This is a genomic window from Alphaproteobacteria bacterium, from assembly GCA_020638555.1.
In the GTDB taxonomy this organism is placed as follows: Bacteria; Pseudomonadota; Alphaproteobacteria; order Bin95; family Bin95; genus JACKII01.
On the sequence record JACKII010000003.1, the window covers coordinates 276,908 to 298,702 of the forward strand.

At 67.7% G+C, this 21,795-nt stretch carries 19 protein-coding genes; 16 read left to right on the forward strand and 3 right to left on the reverse strand.

The genetic code is table 11. The features are described 5' to 3' along the window. Position 1 precedes the first annotated feature (1 nt). Positions 2-1,003, reverse strand: a complete 1,002-nt coding sequence (locus tag H6844_12865; GenBank protein MCB9930288.1) for a C-terminal binding protein — start codon at positions 1,001-1,003, stop codon at positions 2-4. A 101-nt stretch (positions 1,004-1,104) separates the two neighbouring features. Then, positions 1,105-2,790 carry an amidase gene (locus H6844_12870; protein ID MCB9930289.1) on the reverse strand — a complete coding sequence of 562 codons (1,686 nt, stop codon included), beginning with the start codon at positions 2,788-2,790 and terminating at the stop codon, positions 1,105-1,107. Positions 2,791-2,935: 145 nt separating this feature from the next. Between H6844_12870 and H6844_12875 the strand changes: the two genes are divergently transcribed. The 7 genes from H6844_12875 to H6844_12905 all read left to right on the forward strand — a co-directional run bounded on the left by H6844_12875 (position 2,936) and on the right by H6844_12905 (position 10,624). Next, positions 2,936-4,522, forward strand: coding sequence for an ABC transporter substrate-binding protein (locus H6844_12875; protein MCB9930290.1), 1,587 nt, complete (start codon positions 2,936-2,938; stop codon positions 4,520-4,522). 90 nt (positions 4,523-4,612) lie between these two features. Continuing rightward, on the forward strand, positions 4,613-5,554 hold the full coding sequence (locus tag H6844_12880) for an ABC transporter permease (protein ID MCB9930291.1): 942 nt from the start codon (positions 4,613-4,615) through the stop codon (positions 5,552-5,554). 14 nt (positions 5,555-5,568) lie between these two features. Further along, a complete protein-coding gene (locus H6844_12885; GenBank protein MCB9930292.1) occupies positions 5,569-6,474 on the forward strand; it encodes an ABC transporter permease in 906 nt (301 codons plus the stop codon). Next, entirely contained in the window at positions 6,471-7,526 is a 1,056-nt protein-coding gene (locus H6844_12890; protein ID MCB9930293.1) for an ABC transporter ATP-binding protein, read from the forward strand. Before H6844_12885 ends, H6844_12890 begins: the two co-directional genes overlap by 4 nt. Continuing rightward, positions 7,504-8,565 (forward strand): ABC transporter ATP-binding protein, encoded by a 1,062-nt coding sequence (locus H6844_12895; protein ID MCB9930294.1) that lies wholly within the window; start codon positions 7,504-7,506, stop codon positions 8,563-8,565. Before H6844_12890 ends, H6844_12895 begins: the two co-directional genes overlap by 23 nt. 37 nt (positions 8,566-8,602) lie before the next feature. Then, entirely contained in the window at positions 8,603-9,310 is a 708-nt protein-coding gene (locus H6844_12900) for a cysteine hydrolase (GenBank protein ID MCB9930295.1), read from the forward strand. 159 nt (positions 9,311-9,469) lie between these two features. Further along, positions 9,470-10,624, forward strand: coding sequence for an aminotransferase class V-fold PLP-dependent enzyme (locus H6844_12905; protein ID MCB9930296.1), 1,155 nt, complete (start codon positions 9,470-9,472; stop codon positions 10,622-10,624). Positions 10,625-10,975: 351 nt separating this feature from the next. Here the strand turns inward: H6844_12905 and H6844_12910 are convergent, their stop codons facing one another. Then, on the reverse strand, positions 10,976-11,695 hold the full coding sequence (locus tag H6844_12910; protein MCB9930297.1) for an enoyl-CoA hydratase/isomerase family protein: 720 nt from the start codon (positions 11,693-11,695) through the stop codon (positions 10,976-10,978). A gap of 227 nt (positions 11,696-11,922) precedes the next feature. Here H6844_12910 and H6844_12915 point away from each other — a divergent pair, with 227 nt between their 5' ends. The 9 genes from H6844_12915 to H6844_12955 all read left to right on the forward strand — a co-directional run bounded on the left by H6844_12915 (position 11,923) and on the right by H6844_12955 (position 21,696). After that, positions 11,923-13,443, forward strand: a complete 1,521-nt coding sequence (locus H6844_12915; protein MCB9930298.1) for an ABC transporter substrate-binding protein — start codon at positions 11,923-11,925, stop codon at positions 13,441-13,443. A gap of 96 nt (positions 13,444-13,539) precedes the next feature. Further along, complete coding sequence (locus H6844_12920; GenBank protein ID MCB9930299.1) at positions 13,540-14,454, forward strand: ABC transporter permease; 915 nt, start codon at positions 13,540-13,542, stop codon at positions 14,452-14,454. Positions 14,455-14,524: 70 nt separating this feature from the next. Continuing rightward, positions 14,525-15,361, forward strand: a complete 837-nt coding sequence (locus H6844_12925) for an ABC transporter permease (protein MCB9930300.1) — start codon at positions 14,525-14,527, stop codon at positions 15,359-15,361. A gap of 50 nt (positions 15,362-15,411) precedes the next feature. Beyond that, positions 15,412-16,383 carry an ABC transporter ATP-binding protein gene (locus H6844_12930; GenBank protein MCB9930301.1) on the forward strand — a complete coding sequence of 324 codons (972 nt, stop codon included), beginning with the start codon at positions 15,412-15,414 and terminating at the stop codon, positions 16,381-16,383. Beyond that, complete coding sequence (locus H6844_12935; GenBank protein MCB9930302.1) at positions 16,380-17,369, forward strand: ATP-binding cassette domain-containing protein; 990 nt, start codon at positions 16,380-16,382, stop codon at positions 17,367-17,369. The genes H6844_12930 and H6844_12935 overlap by 4 nt, the downstream gene beginning before the upstream one ends. A 179-nt stretch (positions 17,370-17,548) precedes the next feature. After that, positions 17,549-18,265, forward strand: coding sequence for a response regulator transcription factor (locus H6844_12940; protein MCB9930303.1), 717 nt, complete (start codon positions 17,549-17,551; stop codon positions 18,263-18,265). A gap of 32 nt (positions 18,266-18,297) precedes the next feature. Next, positions 18,298-19,383 carry a hypothetical protein gene (locus tag H6844_12945; GenBank protein ID MCB9930304.1) on the forward strand — a complete coding sequence of 362 codons (1,086 nt, stop codon included), beginning with the start codon at positions 18,298-18,300 and terminating at the stop codon, positions 19,381-19,383. A 3-nt stretch (positions 19,384-19,386) separates the two neighbouring features. After that, positions 19,387-19,821 (forward strand): substrate-binding domain-containing protein, encoded by a 435-nt coding sequence (locus H6844_12950; protein ID MCB9930305.1) that lies wholly within the window; start codon positions 19,387-19,389, stop codon positions 19,819-19,821. Between the two features lie 9 nt (positions 19,822-19,830). Beyond that, positions 19,831-21,696, forward strand: coding sequence for a HAMP domain-containing protein (locus H6844_12955; GenBank protein MCB9930306.1), 1,866 nt, complete (start codon positions 19,831-19,833; stop codon positions 21,694-21,696). Positions 21,697-21,795 lie beyond the last annotated feature (99 nt).

Here is a 21,795-nt window from a genome sequence, read left to right on the forward strand (position 1 = left end):
GTCACTCCGTCAGGAAGTGCAGGTTCTGGCAGTTGCGGACCGAGCCGTCGCGGATGCGCTGGGCCGCCGTCGCCACCGCCTTGGAGCGCAGGTCGCGCAGGCCGGGCGGGCTGTAGAAAGCCGCGTGCGGCGAGACCATCAGCCGGCCGTCCAGCCAGTCCTCGCCGGCCATGAAGGCCTTGATCAGCGGATGGCTCGCGTCCGCCGGTTCCTGCGGCAGCACGTCGAGCCCGGCACCGGCGGGACGGCCGGCCTTCAGCGCGTCGTACATCGCGTCCAGGTCGACAATCGGCCCGCGGGCCGTGTTCACCACCACCGCGCGCTCGTGCATGCGCCCCAGCAGGTTGGCGTTGATGGCGCCCCGGGTCTCATCCGTCAGCGGCGAGTGGATCGAGACGGTGTCCGCGGTCTCGAACAATTCCTCGGCCGAGGCAAGCCGCTTATAGCCCGTGGCCAGTTCATAGCCGTCCGGCTGGTAGGGGTCGTAGAACACCACGGTCATGTCGAACGCGGCGGCCCGGCGCGCGGCCGCCAGGCCGATCCGGCCCATGCCGAACACGCCGAAGGTGCGGCCCCGCAGACGGTCGATGCAGGGGCTTTCCACATAGCGCCAGAGGCCGGCCGGGTCCTGGCGCATTCGCTGCTCGTAACGGTTCAGGCCGCGGCGCAGCGCCAGCATCAGGGCGATGGCATGGTCGGCCACCTCGGTCGTGCCATAGTCGGGCACGGTGCAGACGGCGATGCCGCGCTCGCCCAGCACTTTCAGGTCGAGCCCGTCGAAGCCGACGCCGCCCCGCACCACGATCCGCGCCCGCTGCAGCTTCGGCAGCGCCGCCATCACCGCGCGGGTGCCGCGATAGGTGACGATGGCATCCGCCCGCGCCCAGGCGTCGTCGGTCACCTCCTCCGGCGCGCTGAAGGCCTCGATCTCGATATCCGGCCCGGCCGCCTCCTGCTCCAGTCCGTCGTCGGAGGCGTGGCGGTCGGTGATGAGTATGCGCATGGGAGCTGATCCGTCGGTTGTCTGAACACGGCGGATCATGAACCGGGCCGTCCGGAAATGTCCAGACGGCTCCGGCCCGATGCAAAAAGGGACGGCAGCGGTCAGCCGAGGTCCGGCCGCCGGTCCCGCCAGGGCGTCGCCCGCTCGAACGCGTCGGCCACCCGCATCACCGTCGCCTCGTCGAACGGCCGGCCGACGATCTGCATGCCCACCGGCAAGCCGCTCTCGGCAAAGCCGTTGCAGACCGAGGCGACCGGCGAGCCCGTTGCGTTGAACGGCGAGGTCAGCAAGGGGCGCTGGAAGACGTAGATCGGCGACATCTGGTCGATCGGCGGCGCCGGGCCCCAGCCGCCGGCGGTCAGCAGCACGTCATAGTCCGCAAACTGCGCCTGCAATTCCGCCGCCAGCACCCGCCGCAGCCGCACCGCCTGCACATAGTCCTGCGCCGTCAGCACCGAGCCCAGCATCATGCGGTCGCGGAAAATCTCGCCATACTTCTCCGGTGTCGTGCGCAGGTGCGGCTCGTGGATCGCCATCGCCTCGCCCATCATCACGATCACGGCGCAGGCGTGATAGGTCTGGAGCGCGGACACCTGCACCGGCTCCACCACCGCACCCAGGCCCTGCAATGTCTCGACCGCCGCATCCATGGCCTGCATCACCGGGGCTTCCGCGTGGTCGTCGCCGTCGTAGAAATGCCGGATATGGCCGATCCGCAGGCCGCGGATATCGCCCGTCAGCGCCGCACAATAGTCGGGCACGGGCCGGTCCGCCGACCCCGGATCGCGCGGATCGTGACCGGCCAGCGCCTGCAGGATCATCGCGCTGTCGCGGATGGTCCAGGTCATCGGCCCGCAATGGTCCAGCGAAAACCCGAGCGGCGAGACGCCCCGGCGCGAGACGCGGCCATAGGTCGGCTTCACCCCGGCGATGCCGCAAAAGAAGGCCGGCATGCGGATGGAGCCGGCCGTGTCGGTGCCGAGCGTGCCCAGCGCCAGACCGGCCGCGGTCGCGGCACCCGAGCCGCTGGACGAGCCGCCGGTGAAATGGTCCGGGTTCCAGGGATTGCGCGCCGGTGGCGCCGGCAGGTCCCAGGACGGACCGCCAAAGGCGAATTCGTGGGTCTGCAATTTGCCGAGCAGAACGGTGCCCGCCTCCCTCAACCGGGCGGCGCAGACGCTGTCCGCCGCGGGCACCCGGTCGGCGTGCAGATGCGAGCCGCTGGTGGTGCGAATGCCGGCGGTATCGTAAATGTCCTTCAGGGCGACGGGAATGCCGCAAAGCGGGCCGCCCTCCCCCTTCGCAATCGCAGCATCAGCGCTCCTGGCGTCGTCCAGGGCCCGCTCCGCCGTGACCAGAAGATAGGAATTGACCGTCGGATCGACCGCCTCGATCCGGGCCAGCAGGTGTTCGGTCAGCTCCACGGCCGACAGCGCGCGCGACCGAAGCAGCTCTGATGCTTCGGCAATCGTCAGAAAATGCAATGGCTTGCTGCTCACGTGGCGTCTCCCGCACGGGCGGGTTCGACGAACACATGCGCCGGCTCCAGCGCCATGTCCGCCGTCGCCTGGCGCACACGCTGTTGCAGCGCCTCGATTGTGTGCAATGCAGCATACAATGCCTGCAATTTGGCCTGTTCCGGGGCGTACCCGTTTGCGGCCAGTACCGCGGCAAAGGTTTCGAAACGCAAGGATGGGGTTGGGGGCATGGCAAGGCTCCTGAGGGGTTTCACACACCGAGCCTGCAAGGATCGTGCCAAGGGCGGGGCCGAATTCACGATTTGGCATGCCACTTGCGAGATCGGCTCGCGAAGGCAGTGTCGCGGCCATGCCGTCCCCCGGAGCCGGCCGCCCTGCCCGTGACCGAAACCCCCGATAACGGGGAAGGGAGACCGAATTGATGCGTTTCGATTTGAAGACGTCCTGGCGGCGCATGCTGCTGGCGACCAGTGCGGCCGTTCTGGGGCTCGGCCTGGCAGCGCCGGCGATGGCGGGCGGCACGCTGCGCATTGCCATGACCGCGTCCGACGTGCCGACCACCACCGGCATGCCGAACAACGGCTATGAGGGCATGCGCTTCCTCGGCTACCCGATCTTCGAAGGGCTTGTGCTCTGGGACCTCTCCAGCGCCGACACGCTGGCGGATATCCGCCCGGGCCTGGCCGAAAGCTGGAGCCAGGACCCGAACGACCCGACGAAATGGGTGTTCAAGCTGCGCCACGGCGTCACCTTCCACGACGGCTCGCCCTTCAACGCCGACGCCGCGATCTGGAACTTGGAGCGGTATTACAATTCCGACGCGCCCCAGTTCGAGCCGCAGGGCTCCGCCATTGTCCGGGCGCGCAACCCGAATGTGGCGGGCTATCGCAAGATCGACGACTACACGCTGGAGATCAGCACCGACCGACCGCTCAGCTACTTCCCCTATCTGCTGGTCTACATGCTGTATTCCAGCCCGACCCAGTTCGAGAAGGTGGGCAGCGACTGGGCCGCGTTCGCCAAGGCGCCGTCCGGCACCGGCCCGTTCAAGATCACCGATTTCAAGCCGCGCATCAGCGTCAGCCTGGCGAAGAACGCCACCTATTGGGACAAGGACCGCGTGCCGAAGCTGGACGGCATGGAGCTTTATCCCATGCCCGAGGCGACCACGCGCCTGGCGGCGCTGCGGTCCGGGCAGGTGGACTGGATCGAGGTGCCGCCGCCGGATGCGATCCCGAGCCTGAAAGGCGCCGGCTATGAGATCGTCACCAACAGCTATCCGCACAACTGGCCGTGGGTGTTCAACCTCGCCAAGGAAGATTCGCCCTTCCGCGACGTGAAGGTGCGGCAGGCCGCCAATTACTGCATCGACCGCGACGGCATGGTGGAATTGCTGAACGGCACCGCCGAGCCCTCCTACGGCTTTTTCAAGAAGGGCAGCGGCAAGTTCGGCTCGCCGGCCAACGCCTACACGTTCGACCCGGACAAGGCGAAGGCCCTGCTGGCGGAAGCCGGCTATGGCCCGGACAAGCCGGTCAAGGCCAAGGTCATGATCTCCACCAGCGGCTCCGGCCAGATGCTGCCGCTGCCGATGAACGAGTTCCTGCAGCAGACCCTGGCGCAGTGTAACATCGCCATCGACTTCGAGGTGGTGGAGTGGGGCACCATGCTGGTGGCCTTCCGCAACGACCCGACCGGCCCGCAGTCGCTGGGCGTCGATGCCATGAATATCAGCCTGGTGTCGTCCGACATCTCGCAGATGGCGCGCTGGTTCTGGTCGGCCAACATGGCGCCGAACGGCTCCAACTGGGGCCATTTCCAGAATGCGGAGTACGATAAGCTCCTGGGGGAAATCCAGGTGGCGAGCGGCGATGCCGACGTCTCCGCCAAGGTCAAGCGCCTGAACGAGATCGTCGTGGACGAGGCCCCCTGGCTCTGGATCGTGCACGACCTGAACGCCCGGGCCATGTCCGACAAGGTTACGGGGTTCGTCTCGGCCCAAAGCTGGTTCCAGGACTTCACTCCCGTGGACCTGAAATAGAGCGCCCCCCGGCGGACGCCCGCCCCCGGCCTCCCAAGCGGGGGCGGGCGTCCGCAGTTTCCGGCAGCCTGAAGCCAAAGAAACGGACCCATGGAGATCTTCATCCTTCGGCGCGTCCTCTATGCCGTGCCGATCCTGCTTGGCGTTTCCATCGTCATTTTCGGCCTGGTGCAATTGTCGCCCGGCGACGTCGCCGACCTGTTGATTCCGCCGGAGGCCCCGAAAGAGGTCGCCGACCTGCTGCGCCAGAAATTCGGCCTCGACCGACCGGTCTACGAGCAATACCTGATCTGGCTCGGCAACCTGTTGCAGGGCGATCTGGGCGTCTCGATCTTCACCAACCAGCCGGTGATCGACGACCTGAGTTCCGCCATCGGCAACACGCTGAAACTGGCGGTGCCCGCGGCCGTCCTGGGCTTCGCCCTGGGCATCGCGCTCGGCGCGCTGGCGGCGGTCGGCCGTGGCGGCTGGCTGGACAAGCTGCTGTCCGGCCTCGCGATTACCGGCGTGAGCCTGCCCCATTACTGGGTCGGCATCGTGTTGGTCGCGATCTTCTCGGTCACCTACAACATCCTGCCCGCCCAGGGCATGGGGCCACAGGGCTTCCCCTCCACCTGGGAGCAGATCCAGCACCTGATCCTGCCGGTCATCACGCTGTCGCTGATCCCCATGGGCGTCGTCAGCCGGCTGGTGCGGGCGAGCGTGCTGGAAATCCTCAGCCAGGAATTCGTCACCACGCTGCACGCCAAGGGCCTGCTGCACCGGCGCATCCTGCTGCACATCATGAAGAACGCGGCCCCCTCCGTGCTGGCGGTGATGGGCCTGCAATTCGGCTATTTGCTGGGCGGCTCCATCCTGGTGGAGACCGTGTTCAACTGGCCCGGCTCCGGCAATCTGATGAATCTCGCGATTTTCCGCCGCGACGTGCCGGTGCTCTCGGCCACCATCCTGGTGCTGGCGGGGCTGTTCGTGGTCATCAACATCCTGGTCGACGTGCTTCAGGCACTGATCGACCCGCGCATGCGGCGCTAGGGGAGGACATCGTCATGACCACCGCTCACGCCGCCCCCGTTCCCACGGACCCGAACGAGGCCCTGGCCCGCGCCCAGGACGGCATCGGCTATTGGGGCCGGGTCTGGGAGCGCCTGCGCGCCGACAAGATCACATTGCTGGTGAGCGCCCTGCTGCTCGCCATCGTGCTGATGGCGATTTTCGCCCCCTGGCTCGCGACGCACGACCCGACGCAGGGCTCGATCCTGGGCCGCCTGAAGGGCTTCGGCTACAAGGGCCATCTGCTGGGCACCGACGAGACCGGCCGCGACCTGCTGAGCCGCCTGCTGTTCGGCGCGCGCCTGTCGCTGGTCGCCGGCGTGCTGCCGGTGGTGTTCGCCCTGGTGATCGGCGGCTTGCTCGGCATCGTCGCCGGCTATTTCCGGGGCTGGGTCAACACGCTGATCATGCGCGGCATGGACGTGCTCTACGCCTTCCCCTCGATCCTGCTGGCCATCGCCATTTGCGGCATTCTGGGCTCGGGCCTGGAAAACACCATCCTGGCGCTGACCATCACCTTCATCCCGCCCATCGTCCGCATTTCCGAGACCGTGACGGCGCAGGTGCGCACGCTCGACTTCGTCGATGCCGCCCGCATCAGCGGCGCGAACGCGGCGACGATCATGGGGTATCACGTGCTCAACAACGTATTGGGGCCGATCCTGATCTACACCACCAGCCTGATCTCCATCGCGATCATCCTGGCGGCGGGCCTCAGCTTTCTCGGCCTGGGCGTGACGCCGCCGGACGCGGAATGGGGCCTGATGCTGAACAATCTGCGCCAGGCGATCTGGGTCAACCCGACCATCGCCGCCCTGCCCGGCATTGCGATCTTCATCACCTCGATGAGCTTCAACCTGATGAGCGACGGCCTGCGCCAGGCCATGGATGTGCGCGTATGACCACCGCGACCGACCCGACCAACCCGCGGCCGCTGCTGGTGGCCAACGACCTGCGCAAGCATTTCCCGATCAAGGGCAAGCTGTTTGCCAAGAAATCCGTCGTCCAGGCGGTCGACGATGTCAGCTTCGAGGTCCACCAGGGCGAGACGCTGGGCATTGTCGGCGAATCCGGCTGCGGCAAGAGCACGACGGCCCGCCTGCTGCTGCACCTGATCCCGCCCGACAGCGGCGAGGTGGTGTTCGACGGCAAGGCCGTGGGCAAGCCGGAGGGCATCGCGCCGAGCGCGCTCTACCGCCAGATGCAGATGGTGTTTCAGGACTCCTATGCCTCGCTGAACCCAAGGCTTTCCATCGCCCAGTCCATCGCCTTCGGCCCCGTGGTCCAGGGCGTACCGCGCCGGGAAGCACTGGACCGGGCAATTTCGCTGCTGGAGCGGGTGGGGCTGGCGCCCAACCTCTATGCCAACCGCTATCCGCACGAACTGTCCGGTGGCCAGCGCCAGCGGGTCAACATCTCGCGCGCCCTGGCGTTCGAGCCGAAACTGCTGGTGCTGGACGAGGCGGTCTCCGCCCTCGACAAGTCGGTCGAGGCGCAGGTGCTGAACCTGCTGGGCGAGATCAAGGCGGCCTTCGACCTGACCTATGTCTTCATCAGCCACGACCTGAGCGTGGTGCGCTATGTCAGCGACCGGGTCATGGTGATGTATCTGGGCAAGGTGGTGGAGATCGGGCCGGTCGACGCGATCTACGAGCAGCCCCGCCACCCCTACACCAAGGCCCTGCTGGCGGCGATGCCCAGCATGTCGCCCCGCCGGCGGACGGAGCAGGCGCCGCTCACCGGCGACCCGCCCAACCCGATCGACCCGCCAAGCGGCTGCCGCTTCCGCACCCGCTGCCCCCTCGCCGCCCCGGTCTGTGCCGAGAAGGCCCCGCGGCTGGTAACGCAAGCCGGCAAGGACCACCGCCACCTCGCCGCCTGTCATCTCTACGATCCCGCCGCCGCCCACCCGCGCGCGCAGGAGGTTTGCCATGCTCAGCCTGTTCCAGTCTGACCTTGTCACCGCCCCGGACGAAACGGCCCCCGGCGAAACGGACCCGGCCGGAAAACCGCTGGTCAGCGTCCGCAATCTGCGCGTGCGCTTCGCCACCCGCGCCGGCAGCGTCGCCGCGGTCAACGGGGTCAACTTCGATGTCCAGCCGGGCCGCGTGCTCTGCATTCTGGGCGAGTCCGGGTCCGGCAAAAGCGTCACCATGCGCGCCATTGCCGGCATCCTGCCCAAGGCCACCACGACCATCGACGGCCGCATCGATTTCGACGGCACCGATCTGGTGGGCTTGCCGGAAGCGCAAATGCGCGACTTTCGCGGCGCCCGCATCTCCATGATCTTCCAGGAGCCAATGACGGCGCTGGACCCGGTGTTCACGGTCGGCAGCCAGATCGCCGAGAGCATTGTCCGGCACGAGGGCGTCTCGTGGCGGGACGCGCGCGCCCGGGCGCTGGAACTGCTGGAACTGGTGCAGATCCCATCGGCGGCGCGGCGCATGAAGGCGTATCCGCACGAAATGTCCGGCGGCATGCGCCAGCGCGCCATGATCGCCCTCGCCCTGGCCTGCAAGCCCGACCTGCTGCTGGCCGACGAGCCGACGACGGCCCTCGACGTCACCGTGCAGATCCAAATCGTGCTGCTGCTGCGCGAGTTGCAGCGGGAACTCGGCATGGCGGTGATGTTCGTGACCCACGATGTGGGGGTCGCCGCGGAAATCGCCGACGAACTGGCGGTCATGTATGCGGGCCGGTTCGTCGAGCACGGCCCCGCCGTCGACGTGATCGAACGGCCGCTGCACCCCTACACCGCCGGCCTGCTGGCCTCCACCGTGCACGGTGCCCGGCGCGGATCGGTGTTGCAGCCGATCCCCGGCATGCCGCCGGACCTGACGCGCATGCCGCCCGGCTGCGCCTTCGCCCCGCGCTGCCCCCATGCCGAGGCCGCCTGCCGCGAGGCGGTGCCGGCGACCCTGGCCGTCGACCGCCAGACCGTCGCCTGCCGCCGCCAGGACGGGCCGAGCCCGCTGGGCGCGCTGGCGCCATAACGCCCCCTCCGACCGCCGAACCGAGGACCCACCGATCATGCACACGATTGCCATTCCCGACCACATCGTCGAGACCGTCATCGCCCGCCGCGGCACCGCCCACCCGCACGCCAATCTCGATCCGGCCAAGACGGCGCTGATCGTCATCGACCTGCAAAACGGCTTCATGGTCGAGGGCATCGCCCATGCGCTCTGCCCGAACGCGCCGGCCATCGTGCCGAATGTCAACCGGCTGGCGGAGACCGTGCGGGCCACCGGCGGCAAGGTGTTCTGGATCCAGAACACCCACGATGACGATTGCGTCGAAAGCTGGTCGAACCTGCACGCCATGACGCCGGCGGCCGCCGTGGCCAAGCGGGTCGAGAGCATGTCCGAGGGCTCGGTCGGCCACCAGCTCTGGCCGGAGTTGGATGTGCGCCCGGCGGACGAACGGGTGCTGAAATACCGCTATTCCGCCTTCCTGCCGAACTCGTCCGACCTGGCCGAGCGGTTGCGGGCCGGCGGCTATGACACGGTTCTCATCACCGGCACCATGACCAATGTCTGCTGCGAGTCCTCGGCCCGCGACGCCATGATGCTGAACTTCAAGACCATCATGGTCAGCGACGGCAATGCCACCAATTCGGACCTGGAGCACAACGCCTCCCTCATCAATTTCTATCTGATCTTCGGCGACGTCGCGAGCACCGACGAGGTGATCGGCTGGCTGGAGACCAACGCGAAAGCGGCCAAGACCGCAGCCTGAGGCCAATCCCGCCCGGCCGTCCGAAGCGCTTGCGGCGCCCGCGTCGATCCTGTTCATATGACGCGGTCGGGTAACGCGTCCCGCCCCCCCGAAAGAGCGGGCTGGGCGCGGTCTCTCTCGAATGCGCCGGAAAAGGCGAATGCGCCGGAAAGGGCCGAGATGCTGCCATCGCAACGCCATCTGTTCGACATGCCGCGAGACGTCTGCTTTCTCAACGCCGCGGCCTGGAGCCCGTTGCCGCTCGCCTCGGTCGAAGCCGGGCGGATCGGCGCGGCGCGAAAGGCCCGGCCGTGGGAATTGTCGGATGCGTTGCAGGAGGTCCAGTGCGAGCGCGCCCGGAGCGCCGCCGCCGCGCTGATCCACGCCGAAGCGGACGACGTGGCCCTGATCCCGTCCGTCGGCTATGGCGTCGCCACCGCCGGCAAACTCCTGGACCTGCCGCGGGGCAGCCGCATTCTGGTGCTGGATCGGGACCACACCTCGCCGGTGCTGGAATGGATGGCCCGCACCGAGGCGGCCGACCACCGGGTCGAGGCCATCGCGCCCGGCGCGGACGGCGATTGGACCGCCGCGCTCGAAGAGGCGCTGGCCCGCCCCGGAGAGCCGCCGGTGGCGCTCGCCTCGATCTCCTGCGTGCACTGGTCGGATGGCGGCCTGATCGACCTGGAGCGGGTGCAAACCGCCTTGCGCCCGCACGGCGGCAAGCTGCTGGTGGACGCGACGCACGCCGCCGGCGTGCTGGACCTGGACGTTGCCGCCCTGGACCCGGATTTCCTGATCTTCCCGACCTACAAATGGCTGCTCGGCCCCTATGGCCGCGCCTTCCTCTATGTCGCCAGGCGCCACCAGTCAGGCGTGCCGCTGGAGCAGACCGGCTATGGACGCAAGCGCATCCGCTCCGCGGACCCGGTCTATTTCGAGGACCTGGATTATGTCGAGACCGCCCGGCGTTTCGACATGGGCGAGCGGGATTTCTTCGTCTCGCTGGACGTCGCCGCGACCAGCATGGAGCAGGTCCTGGCCTGGGGCGTGGACGCGGTGCGCGCACGGCTGGCGATGCTGACCGCCCGGATCGAGGATGTGCTGCGGACCGAGCGGGTGCCGGTCACCTGGCTCGACCGGTCCTTGCGCGCACCGAACCTGCTGGGGCTGGGCTTTCCGGACGGCATGCCGGAGGGCCTGCCGGAGCGACTGGCGCATCGCGGGGTGTATGCCGCCGCCCGGCTGGGCCGCCTGCGCATCAGCCCCCACGTCTACAACGACGAGGCCGATTGCACCCGCTGCGTCGAGGTCCTGCGCGACCTGCTGCGCTGACGGCCGCAAAGCCAGCGACCGGGCGCGCCCTATAAACGGGGGCCCCTATAAGCAGGTGTTAGCGATAACCGAGCACCGGTGTTTCCCGGTCGAGCCGGAGGCGAGAACCGGGACCGGTGTCTTTCATCGAACACCGCCCTCGCCCGTGTTCGCACACCGCAGCCGGCCCCGGATCGGCGCTCCGCACCGTCCGGGGAACAGCGGCGCTCCGCACCGTCCGGGGAACAGCGGCATCTCGGCCCAAATAGCCAGCGTGTTTTCGGTAACGGTTGCCCCACTCTCCTGCCCCATCTCCCGCTTCCGCGGGGAAAGGGAAGCTGGGCTGGTGTGCCAGCGGGAAAAGACTCCGCTCTAAAACCCGCGCATCACCAGCATGCTGTCCCGCGCCAGGCCATGGGCCTGGTCGAGCGACAGATCGGCGGAGCGGCGGATCATCCGCTTGGTCATCCAGAGCGCATCATGGGCATAGCCCGCCAGGGTCTCGGCCATGGCAAGCGCGGTCGTCAGGACCTCTCCGTCCGGGACGACGCGGTTGACGAGCCCGATCTCCGCCGCCCGTGCGGCCGTGATATTCTCCGAGAGCAGCAACAGCTCCGACGCCCATTTGCGCCCGACCTGGGCCACCAGGGTCGGCGTCACGGCGGTCGCGGCCAGGCCGCGCTTCACCTCCGGATAGCCGAGGACGGCGCTTTCGCCGGCCACGACGATGTCGGAGGCCATGACCAGGGCGCAACCGCCGCCCAGCGCATAGCCGGAAATGGCGGCGATCACCGGCTTGTCGATGGCCATGATCGCCTCATAAAGCGCCGTGGAGCCGCCGGAAGCCTGAAGGTGTTCGCGCTGGCTCCGTCCCGCATGGCTCTGGGCCTCCTTCATGTCCGCGCCGGCGGAAAAGGCGCGACCGGACCCCGTGAGCACCACGGAGGCGACGCTGTCCTCCCCGTGTGCCGCCGCCAGCGCCGCCAGCAGGTCCTGCACCAGCGCGCCGTTGATGGCGTTCAGCTTGTCGGGCCGGTTCAGGGTCAGCAGGCGCACCGCGCCGCGATCCTCGACCAAAACCGTTTCTGTCATGAGCGTTTCCTTCCGGGAGACAGGATGATGATTGCAGACGAGCTTATACCAGGGGCGTCGGGATGGAACGCCGCGCGTTCGCCCCGGCCGTCTCGGTCGTGGGGCGTTGCCATGGCGGTTTTTGCCGGTCATACTTTAGACCTAAGGGCTTAGACGTATACGATTGCCGCGGTCATCAGGCTTGGCCGAACGGGCAACGACGCGTCCGCAGATCGAGAGGAAACGCCATGAGTCTACTGAAGCGCGTCGCGATCGCCGCGACCGTGAGCCTATCCCTGGCCTGGGCCCCCGCCCTGGCCGAAACCCATGTCACCGCCGCCATCGGCATCGACGTCACCAGCACCGATCCGCACAAGATTTCCGGCGGCGGCGAATACCTGTTCTTCTCGAACGTGTTCGAGGGCCTGTACGGCCACAATCTGGACGGCAGCCTGGCGCCGCAGCTCGCCACCAGCTACACGGTCAGCGACGACGGCCTGGTCTACACCTTCAAGCTGCGCGAGGGCGTGACCTTCCACAATGGCGAGGCCTTCGGCGCCGACGATGTGCGGTACAGCTGGCAGCGCTCCAACAAGCCCGAAATCAAGAACCCGCGCGCCAGCATCGTCACCAAGAAAATCTCGGACGTGGTGGTGGTCGACCCTCTCACCGTCGAAATCCACCTGCCGAAGCCCAACGCCTCGATGATCGAGAATCTGGGCGAATTCTTCATGATCGTGCCGAAGGATTACATCGAGAAGGTCGGGGATGACTATTTCTCGAAACATCCCGTCGGCACCGGGCCTTACAAGTTCGTCAGCCGCTCGATCAACGAGAATATCGAACTGGCCGCGTTCAAGGAGCATTGGGGCCGGGTTCCCGGCGTCGACACGCTGACCCTGCGCATCGTCCCCGATCCGCAAACCCGCATCGCCATGCTCCAGACCGGCGAGGCCGACATCATCCTGAACGTGCCGCCGCACCAGGCCAAGGAGGTGGGCGCCGACCCCGATATCGACGTGGTCGTCAACCCCAGCTTCCAGAATTATTTCATCAACATCAACATGTTGCCGGAAGGCAGCCCGTTCCGCGACCAGCGGGTGCGCCAGGCGCTGAACTATGCGGTCGACAAGGATACGCTGATCAAGCGCGTCATGTTCGGCTTTGCCACGCAGTCGACCGCCCCCTGCAATCGCGGCGTGATCGGCTGCGACATCGACCGCAAGCCCTATCCCTACGACCCGGAAAAGGCCAAGGCGCTGCTGAAGGAAGCGGGTTTCGACTTCTCGAAGACGTACAAGACCTTCGGTCTCGCACCCGGCCGCGCGCCGCAGAGCAAGGAAGTCGCCGAGGCGACCATGTTCTACCTGCAACAGGTCGGCATCAAGACCTCGCTGGAATTCCTGGAATATGGCGCCTGGCTGGCCCGGCTGCGCAGCAAGGACCCGGAATTCGCCCTGTTCTGGCAGAACTGGACCGATTACAACGCCGACCCGATGGGCCGCCTGCCGCGCGGCATCACCAAGGGCGGCACCTATTCCTGGTCCGACCTGCCGGAAGCGGACGCGATGATCGCCACCGCGGACTCCATCACCGACCCGGACAAGCGACGGGATCATCTGCGCAAGCTGTTCACCATGCTCTATGACAACCCGCCGTGGATCATCCTCTGGACCACCGACGAGGTGCACGCCAAGCGGAGCAATATCGACTGGCAGCCGCGGGCGAACGTGTCCTGGCCGGTGTTCTGGAAACTGTCCAAACACTGATTCTCCCTTCCGTCGCCGGCCGCGCCCAACCGAAGGCGCGCCCGGCGACGGCGTTGGCGCTTGCAGGCGCCTGCTCGCGAAGGACGCCTCCGAGGCATGCTCACCTACATCGTTCGACGCCTGGGCCAGACCGTGGTGACCGCCCTGTTCGTCACCGTCATCGTCTTCAGCCTGGCGCGCCTGACCGGCGACCCGACCATCCTGATCGTGCCGACCGAGGCGACCGAACAGGACATCCAGTTCTTCCGCCAGCAACTGGGCCTCGACCGGCCCTTGTACGAGCAGTATTGGAGCTTTTTGTCCAACACGCTCCAGGGCGATATGGGCGTCTCGTTCCGCTACCGGGTGCCGGCGCTGGACCTGGTGCTGGACCGGCTGCCGGCCACCCTGGAACTGGCCTTCGTCTCGATGCTGCTCGCCACCCTGATCGCGCTGCCGATCGGCGTGTTGGCGGCGGTGCGGCGCGGCAGTTACATCGACACCGGCACACGATGGTTCGCCACCGTCGGCCAGTCGACGCCGACCTTCTGGCTGGGGCTGATGCTGATCCTCGTGTTTTCGGTCGACCTTCGGCTGTTTCCGACCTCGGGCCGGGGCACCTGGCTGCATCTGGTGCTGCCGGCCATCACGCTCGGCTGGTATTCGTCCGCCGCCATCGCCCGCCTGACCCGCTCCAGCATGCTGGAGGTGATGGAGAGCGATTTCGTCAAGTTCGAGCGCCTGTCGGGCCTGCCGGAACGAGTCATCGTGCTGCGCCATGCGCTGCGCAACGCCTCGATCCCGATCATCACCTACATGGCGTTGCAGTTCGGCGTGCTGCTGTCGGGCGCCGTCGTCACCGAGCGGGTGTTCGCCTGGCCCGGCATCGGCCAGACCGTGGTCGCCGCCATCAGCATGCGCGACTATCCGGTGATCCAGGCGGCCGTGATGGTGACCGCCATCCTGTTCCTGTTGCTCAATCTGCTGGTCGACCTGCTCTATAGCTGGCTCGACCCGCGCATCCGTTACTGACGAGGCCGCAGTGGACACCACCGATCCCCAAACGTCCGTCGTCGCCGCGCCCAGGTCGCTGCCCCGGCGCGTGGCCGACGCCCTGGAAGGCATTCCGATCTTCGCCTCGATCCTGGTGGCGCTGTTCCTGGTGGCCGCGCTGTTCGCGCCCTGGGTGTCGCCGCACGATCCGGGCCAGGCCAACTTTCTTTATGCGCTGGCCCCGCCGGCCTGGCAGGACGGCGGCAGCCTCGACTATCTGCTGGGCGGCGACAATCTGGGGCGGGACGTGTTCTCGCGCCTGATCCACGGCGCCCAGCTCTCGCTGATCATCTCGGTCTTCGCCATCGTGTTTGCCGGCGGCGTCGGCGTGTTTCTGGGCCTGGTGGCCGGATATATCGGCGGCGCCCTCGACAGCGTGATCATGCGCATTGTCGACGCCTTTCTGGCCATGCCCTTCATCCTGATGGCGCTGGGCTTCGTTGCGGCCCTCGGCACCAGCGTCGTCAACATCGTCATCGTCATGGCGATCACCAACTGGGCGCGCTATGCCCGCCTGGTGCGCGGCGAGGTGTTGAGCGTACGCGCCCGCGATTTCGTGGCGCTCGCCCGGGTGGCGGGACAACCGCGCTGGCGCATCGGCCTGCACCATATCCTGCCGAACGTGGCCAACAGCATCATCGTGCTGGCCACGCTCGACCTCGGCCGGGTGATCATCCTGGAGGCGTCGCTGTCCTTCCTGGGCCTGGGCGTGCAGCCGCCGAACATCTCGTGGGGGCTGATGCTGGCCGACGGCCGCTCGTACATGTCGAGCGCGTGGTGGATGACCGTGATGCCCGGGCTCGCCATCCTGTTCACGGTGCTGAGCCTCAACATTTTCGGCGACTGGCTCCGCGACCGTCTCGACCCGCGCCAGACCCAAGATTGACCCGACCCAAGACTAAGCAGACCCAAGACTAGGCAGGAACGCACCTTCCCATGGCGGAACCGATCCTCGAATTGCGCAACCTCACCGTCCGCTTCCGCACCAAGCGCGGCAGCGTGCCGGCGGTCGACGGCGTCTCGTTCGCGATGGCGCCGGGCGAAATCCTCGGCATTGTCGGCGAGTCCGGCTGCGGCAAGTCCACCCTCTGCACGGCCATCACCGGGCTGTTGCCGCACAATGCGGAGGTCGGCGGCGAGATCGTCTTCCGCGGCGAAAACCTGCTGCAAAAGTCCGCCCGCGAGATGCGGGACCTGCGCGGGCGCGACATCACCATGGTGCTGCAAAACCCGATGACGGCGCTGGACCCGGTCTTCTCGGTCGGCAGCCAGTTGCGGGAAATCCTGCATTACAACGCCGACATGCCCTCGCGCGAGCGCGAGAGCCGGGCCTTGCAGATGCTGCAACAGGTGCACATTCCCGAGCCGAAGCGGCGCCTGGAGAACTTTCCGCACCAGATGAGCGGCGGCATGAAGCAGCGGGTGCTCACCGCCATGGCCACCGCGCTCAACCCGACGCTGCTGCTGGCGGACGAGCCCACCACCGCGCTGGACGTGACCATTCAGGAGCAGATCCTGCGCCTGCTGGTGGAAATCCGCGAGACGCTCGGCACCGGCATCGTCATGGTCACGCACGACCTGGGCGTGGTGCGCCGGCTTTGCGACCGAGTGGTGATCATGTATGCCGGCCGCGCGGTCGAGACCGGCGAAACCGAAGCCATCTTCGCCAACCCGCAACACCCCTACACGGCGGCACTGCTGGCGTCGATCCCGCGGATCGGCATGACCCGGGACCGGCTCACCGCCATTCGCGGCCAGATTCCCGACCTGCGCCACCTGCCGCCCGGCTGCGCGTTCGCGCCGCGCTGCCCCGAGGCCATGGCGCGCTGCAACGACGCCTATCCGCCGCCGCTGCCCGGCGGCACCGGCTGGGCGCGGTGCTGGCTGCGCGAAGGAAAGCCGACATGAGCACCGCCCCCCTGGTCGAGGCCAAGGGCCTCGTCAAGCACTTCCCGCTGCCGCGCCGCCATATGTTCGAGCCCCGCAACGTCGTGCACGCGGTCGACGGCGTCAGCTTCGACGTGCGGCCGGGCGAGACCTTCGGCCTGGTCGGCGAGTCCGGCTGCGGCAAGACCACGGTCGGCAAGCTGCTGCTCTATCTGGAGCCGCTCAGCGCCGGCGCCCTCACCATTGCGGACCACACCGTCGCCGACATGAGCCAGGCGCAGGAACTGGCCTTCCGCCGCGACGTCCAGGCGGTGTTTCAGGACCCTTATGGTTCGCTCAATCCGCGGCACAAGGTGCTGGACGTGATCGGCGAGCCGATCCAGGTGCAGGAAAAGCTGTCGGGTCGGGCGGTGCGGGACCGGGTGCGGGAATTGCTGGCCCATGTCGGCCTGCCCGCCGGATCGGAAAACCTCTATCCGCACGAGTTTTCCGGCGGCCAGCGCCAGCGCATCGCCATCGCCCGCGCCATCAGCGTGCGGCCGCGCTTCATCGTGCTGGACGAGGCGGTGTCGGCGCTGGACGTCTCGATCCGGGCGCAGGTGCTGAACCTGCTGCGCGACCTGCAGGAGGAATTCGACCTCACCTACCTGTTCATCGCCCACGACCTGGCCGTGGTCGAGTTCATGAGCGAGCGGATTGCGGTGATGTATCTGGGCAAGATCGTCGAAACCGGCACCGCCGGCGACATCTACCGCGAGGCGCGCCACCCCTACACCCAGGCGCTGTTGCGCGCCGCCACCTCGACGACCCGGCCCGGCAGCGCCGACGACGGCCTGGCGATCCGGGGCGAGGTGCCGAGCCCGATCAACCCGCCGTCCGGCTGTCGCTTCCGCACCCGCTGCCCCTTCGCCCAGCCGCGCTGCGCCGAGGAGGAACCGGCGCTCGCCCCGCTCGGCCCGAGCCATGCGGTCGCCTGCCACTTCCACGAAAGCATCCGGGCCGGCTGAGACAGAACGGCGCCCGGACCTGGCGGCGGCTGCCGGCGAAAACCCCCGGCGGCCCAACTCCAAGGACGCTCCACAAAACTCCAAGAATCCCAGCGGCGACTCCGTTACAATGCGGGGGCCGCGACCGGCGGCTTCTACCGCCGTCCCGGTCGTGAGGATCCTTTGCCCGACGGAGCGCCATGCAGCGCATTCTGCTGATTGACGACGACATGAACCTCACGGACATGATCCGCGAGTTTCTGGCGCTCGAAAATTTCGATGTTGCCGCGATTCACGACGGCAGCACGCTCGCGGAAGCGGATCTGCAAGGGGTCGACCTGATCGTGCTGGACGTGATGCTGCCGCACCTCTCTGGCTTCGAGGTGCTGAAGCGATTGCGCCAGTGGTCGAACCTGCCGGTCATCATGATGACCGCCCGCGACCAGGATGTGGACCGGATCGTCGGCCTGGAAATCGGCGCGGACGACTATCTGGGCAAGCCCGTGAACCCGCGCGAACTGGTCGCCCGCATCCGCGCCATCCTGCGCCGGGTCGACCAAAACGGCCCGCCGCTGGCCGGCGACGTCGCGGCGGGCGAAATCCGCGTGAACCCCACCTCGCGCGAGGCCTGGGCCGGCGGCGAGGTGCTGGACCTGACCACGGCGGAATTCAATTTGCTGGAACATCTGATCCGCAATGCGGGCCAGGTGGTGAGCCGGACCGATCTCTCCGCCGCCGCCTTCGGCCGCTCGTCCTCGGTGGGCGGCACGGACCGGAATGTCGATACGCTGGTCAGCAAGGTGCGGCGCAAGCTGAACGCGCACAAGGCCGCGGAAACGCCGATCAAGACCGTGCGCAATGCCGGTTACATCCTGGCCGTGCCGTCGCCGCGAGACCCGCGCGGCCCGGCAACCTGACCGGCGCGGTGGCGTTGCCTCTGGACCCAACCGTGAGCGCTCTTTCCCCTGTCTTTCCGACCGAGACAGCCGGGCCGGGCCACGGGCCAGCGCTCGGACGCGGCATCGCGCTGGCGCTCGCCGGCCTGGCCCTCATCGGCATGGCCCTGGCGGGAGGAGCGCGGGCGGAGGGCGCCTATCGGCCCGGCCATGGCTACGATCTTGGCCCGCTCAACATTGCCGGCTATGCCAATGTGGTCGCCTCGTCCCAGCGGAACGGCCCGGACGAAATCGTGCTCGACGACCTGAGCCTGTTCGTCTCCGGCCATTTCCACCGCCTGGTCAACCCATTCATCGAGGCCGAGCTGGCGGACTTTCGCCTCGTCGGCAATAGCAGCGGAGACGGCAGCAGCGAACTGGTGCTGGAACGGCTCTACAACGACGCCAACATCACCGACTCGCTGACCCTGCGGCTGGGGCTGATGCTGGCCCCTGTCGGGGAATGGAACGAGATTCACGCGGCTCCCCTGGTGCTCAGCAGCGTGCGGCCGGCGGTCACCTATCGCAATTTCAGCGAGTATGTGACCGGCGCGTCGGTGCTCTATTCCCCTCCCCTCGGCGATTTGCCCGAGCTCCAGGTGTACTGGCAGCCGGGCGACGAACTGGCCGAGCGGCCGGACACCCTGACAAGCCATCACTACAACCAGGTGGCCGGCGCCCACCTCGCCTATCCGCTGGGGCTCCTGGACAAAATCGGAGCCTCGCTGCAACGCTCCACCGACGAGCAGGGGGTGGATCAAACGCTCGTGGGAATCGATTACCATTACACGCTTGGCAATGTTACCTTGCAGGGCGAAGGAACCTACGCAGTGCTCGACAAGGCGCCGACCGGCGGCCGTGACGAGGAATGGGGACTCTACGCGGCGGCCCGATACAAGATCTCGGACCGGTGGTCCGTCCATGCGTGGTACGAGGCCTTTGCCGACCGCAATGGCGCCACCCCGGCCCAGGACGTGTTGGTGGGCGTCGGCTGGCGGCCGCTGCCGGCCATGATCGCCCGCGTCGAGTATCTGCAGAATGTGGGAGGGCCCGGGGTGAACGGTACGGGCGTCTACGCCTCCTGGTCGGTCCTGTTTTAGGCCGTGCCGGTTCGGCGCCTCCTTCTCGCGCTCGCCGTGGTGGCGGCGGTGTCGGTCTCGACGGCCTGCCGGGCGGAGACGCTTCAGATCATCGCCAACCGCTCGGTTCCCGATGACGCTCCGCTCTCGCTGGCGGAGCTGGCGGCCATCTACCTGCTGCGCGCGACCCACTGGGACGACGGCACGCACATCGTCCCGGTCAACCGGGAGACCGGCAGCGCGGCTCGCACCTATTTCACCCACCAGGTCTTGCGGCAGGACAGCGACACGCTGGCCACCTACTGGAACCAGATGCATTTCAAGGGCAAGCTGCCGCCGGTGGTGCAGGAGTCGGAGCAGGCAATGCTGGCCTTTGTCCGGAAAGTGCCCGGCGCCATCGGCTATATCGGCGCCGATACGCCCGCGGTCGGCGTGAAGGTGTTGGCGCATGTGGACTGATCCCCGCCCATGCGCCGGCCCGGGATGACCGCAGCGATGATGGCCTTCCTGACCCGCTCCATACCGGGACGAATCCTGGGCGCCTTCCTGGGCATTTACCTGGTCACCTACGGCACCACGGCCCTGGTGGTCTATTCCGGCGCCCGCGCCTCGATCCTCGAGTCCGAAATGGCGGCGCTCCGGCGGCTCGCCGACCTGAAATTCGGCCAGTTGTCCAACATCATCGGCGCGTTCGTGACCGACCTCACCGTTTGGTCGTCGCTCGACGTGATGAACGATCTCGTCTCCGGCGATGTGGACAAGCGGGTGGTCCGCACCCTGGAGGAACTGAAGCGCATCTACCGCCTGTCGGGCGAAATCTATGCGTTCAATGCCGAAGGCAAACTGGTCGCCAGTTCCCGCGGCGCCCGGGACGATGCCCGCAAGGCCGAACTGCCGCCGGTCTGGCAAAGCGGCACCCAGGACCTGTTGCTGGTCGGCAAGGCCCCGGACCCGATGTCGGGCTCGGACGTGGTCGTGTTCGAAAAGCCGATCTTCGCCAGTTTCGACAAGACCTACCGGGTGGGTACGCTGGTGATGACCTACCCCTGGGCGGCGATCGAGAAACTGTTCGCCGGTTCCGACAACGACCTCATCCTCTATGAGTCGGGCGAGCGACGGCGCGTCCTCGCGGAAAGCACGCCGGGGCTCGCGGCCGGTGTCGGCGACCGCCTCGTCTACGGCAATGCCAGCGGGATCGGCGCGGACTATGTCATCGTCCGCTCGGCGGCGGACCAGGGGCTGATCGGGAACTGGCGGGTGCTGGCATTGCAACGGTCGAGCGCGGCCAGCGCGCCACTGCTGCGCGTGGCGCTGGAACTGGCACTGCTGGGCGTGCTGCTGGCCGTTCCCATCGTGCTGCTGGGCCGCTGGCTGTCCGCACGCCTGACCGCGCCGATTGCCGAACTGACCCGGGTGGCGGGCGAAATTTCGGACACCGACCGGCTCGACGCCCGCGTGCCCGTGCCCGAGACCGAGGAACTGGGGGCGCTCGCCCGGTCGTTCAACCGCATGACGGCGGGCCTGGAGGTCGCGCAGCGCGACCGCGAGGCCCTGCTGCGGGATCTCACCCACCTGAACCAGAATCTGGAAGGCAAGATCGCCGAGCGCACCCGCGAACTGGAAGATGCGGTCGAGGCGCAAAAGCGCCTGCTGGGCGATATCTCCCACGAGATCAAATCGCCGCTCGCCCGGCTCGGCATGGCGCTGGAACTGGCGCGGCGCGTGCCGGAAGCGGACCGGCCGATCCAGTTCGCGCGGATCGAGACCGAGATCGAGACCATTTCCGACCTGACGCGCGAACTGCTGACCCTCGCGCGGCTGGACCAGGCGGATTCGCCGGCCGCCTTTGCGCCCGTCGACCTGACCGACCTGCTGGCGCGCATCGCCGCCGACGCCGCCTACGAACGGCCAGAACGCGCACCCGACATGACCCTGCATGCGCCCGAAAACCCGGTCTTCGTTCCGGGGGACGAGGCCCTGCTCCGCCGGGCCATCGAGAACGTGGTGCGGAACGCGCTCTTCTATACGGCGCCCGGAACGCCGGTGCGCATCGACCTGGAAGCGGCGGCGGACGGCAGCGTCCTGATCCGCGTCGCCGACCGGGGACCCGGCGTCGCCGAAGCGGAACTCGCCCGCCTGTTCGAGCCGTTCTACCGGGTCGACGTCGCCTGCGGCCGGGCGACCGGCGGCACCGGCATCGGCCTCACCATCTGCCGCCGGGTCGTCCAGCATCATGGCGGCACCGTCAAGGCCAGCGCCAACGCGCCGAGCGGGCTGGTGGTCGACATCCGCCTGCCGGCCGATCCGGACCCGGCCCAGCGGCCGACGCTCTGACCGCCGCACCGGCCGCGCCAGCCGCACTGGCCGCGCCAGCCGCACCGGCCGCACCTGTTGCACCGGCCGCGCCACCAAACACCGATCCCGGTCGGTGCA